The 2,419-nt window shown below is 62.1% G+C and carries 1 protein-coding gene; it reads left to right on the forward strand.

Features of this window, described 5'->3' with window-relative positions; genetic code table 11:
- Nucleotides 1-270: 270 nt before the first annotated feature.
- A partial coding sequence (locus C995_RS14450; RefSeq protein ID WP_018865441.1) for a retention module-containing protein occupies nucleotides 271-2,419 on the forward strand: 2,149 nt, incomplete at its 3' end.

Below are 2,419 nucleotides of genomic sequence, written 5' to 3' on the forward strand. Positions count from 1 at the left end.
GGATGCGATCGGGTTACCCCGAGTCCGGTGCGGTCCATGGTAGCGATCCGTGAACCGCAAGACACAAGGATGCGATGAGCGCAGCGAATCGCATCAACCCAGCCCCCGCGCCCCGCAGATTCGATCCGCTTTCGTCCAATTGAGCCTCACCCGGTTCTTCCATAACCCTACAAAACCTGTACTTCAGTACACCTGTCGTGCCAAAGCCGACTCCCCTAGGCTCGTACGCATCGAAAACTGTGAAGCACTTCCGATTCCAAGGAGAAGGTCATGTCTGAAGTCGTCGTAGCTACCGTCGAGTCCGTTGTCGGCACCGTCATCGCGCGAGATGAAGACGGCAACACGCGCGTCCTGCAACCCGGAGACGAGATCTTCTACGGCGAGGAAGTCATCGCCGAAGATGGCGCCTTCATCGAAATGGCCTTCGAGGACGGCTCCACCATGTCCCTGGCGGGCAACGAGTCCGCCACCATAACTGACGACCTGGCGGAATCCGCCGAGCCGGCTCCCGAGGAAGCCGAGATCGCCGACGCGACCGTCGAAGAGATCATCGCCGCCCTGGATCGCGGTGAAGACATCACCGACATCATCGAAGCCCCGGCCGCCGGTGCCGATGGTGGTGCCGCCGGTGAAGGGGGCAGCTTCGTGCGCATCGCACGCGGTTCCGAGGAAGTGGATCCGATTAGCTATGCCTACGACGCGAATGTACTGCGTGGGCCGGGCGAAGCCGAGGGCGGAGATAGCGGTATTCTGGGAGGCGGCCCAGAGGCCGATGAAGACGTCGCGGAGCCCGGGGAAGACGTCTCCTCCGGTGCGATTACGGTTTCGTCGTTCACCTACGCCCCGTCCGAGGGTCTCCCGATCCGCGGTGGGCAAACTGAAGAGATGATGTTCGCGGCCACCATGGAGGTTGGTGGTGGCCAGAGCGTACTCGCGACGATTTCCGGTTCTACGGAGGACATCCCGGCCGGTTCGTCCGTGCTCCTCACAATCACTGATTCGAATGGCAACAGCGTCGACTACGGCAGTGCCGATGGGCAGGAAGTCGAGGTGCAGGAAGACGGATCCTGGATCGCGATCAATGTCGATATCTCGGAGCTGACTCCGGGCGAGCTCCAGATCGAGGGGTTCGTTGTTGATCAGACTGGTGACGAGCAGTCCGACGAACTGGAAGCGGAGTTCACCCTCCCGGCCGTGGAGATCAGCGACTTTGGATTTGCACCTGAAGGTTTCGCCGGGGGTGAGGGAGGCGAGCCGAACGCTTCCTTGGCCGTTAGCGCATCTGATGCCACCAGTGTGACCGTATTTGTCAACGGTTCTGACGGTAGCAACCAATTGGTGGAAGCGACCCAGGACGATGGTGACTGGGTGGTGGACCTTGCTGACCTGGATTTCGAGGAAGGAGTCGAATACACGGCGTCTGCGCAAGCGAGTGACGACCTCGGTTTCATTGATGTATCCGGCGACCTGGATGCGTCGTTCGATCTGCCGACGGTGGGTGTGAGCTTCGAGCTGGGTTCGGAGAACAATGAGGTCTCGGCGGAGATCAGTGGTACCTCGAGCAATGCCACCTCGATCGATGTGGGGGTCAGCGGCGGGGGTATGGATGAGACGTTCACGGTGGCGCCGGAAGGTGATGGCACCTGGTCGGTGCCGGATGAGGATCTGGAGGCTCTGGACTTCCAGGACGGCGAGACTTACGAGGTGACGGCGACCGCGTCGGATGAGGACGGCAACACGGATGAGGCGACGGCCACGGGTGCGTTCGATCTGCCGACGGTGGGTGTGAGCTTCGAGCTGGGCTCGGAGAACAATGAGGTCTCGGTGGAGATCAGTGGTACCTCGAGCAATGCCACTTCGATCGAGGTGGTGGTCAGCGGCGAGGGTGTGGACGACGCCACGTTCACGGTGACGCCGGATGGTGAAGGCAACTGGTCGGTGCCGGATGAGGATCTGGAGGCTCTGGACTTCCAGGGCGGCGAGACTTACGAGGTGACGGCGACCGCATCGGATGAGAACGGCAACACGGATGAGGCGTCGGACACGGCGGGTCCGTTCGATCTGCCGACGGTGGCTGTGAGCTTCGATGCCAGTGGCGAGCCGCTGGCGTCGGGTGAAGAGACTACGGTGACGATCGACTTCAGCGAAGTGGCCTATGACCTGGACGGCGAGGAGCTGGATGCCGATGGTCTGGAGGCGCTGCTGGTTGTTGAAGGTGGTGAGCTGAGTGATCTGGCCCAGAGCGACACGGACGACACCGTCTGGACGGCCACCTTCACGCCGGAGGATGGTGAGACGCAGGGCAGTGTTGCGGTGCCGGATGGGAGCTACGCCGATGCCGCGGGCAACCTGGGCAGTGACGGCAGCGACAGCATCGCCATCGACACGGAGGCGCCGACGGTGACCGTGAGCTTCGATG

The sequence above is a fragment of the Thioalkalivibrio sp. ARh3 genome (assembly GCF_000377265.1).
Classification (GTDB): domain Bacteria; phylum Pseudomonadota; class Gammaproteobacteria; order Ectothiorhodospirales; family Ectothiorhodospiraceae; genus Thioalkalivibrio; species Thioalkalivibrio thiocyanoxidans.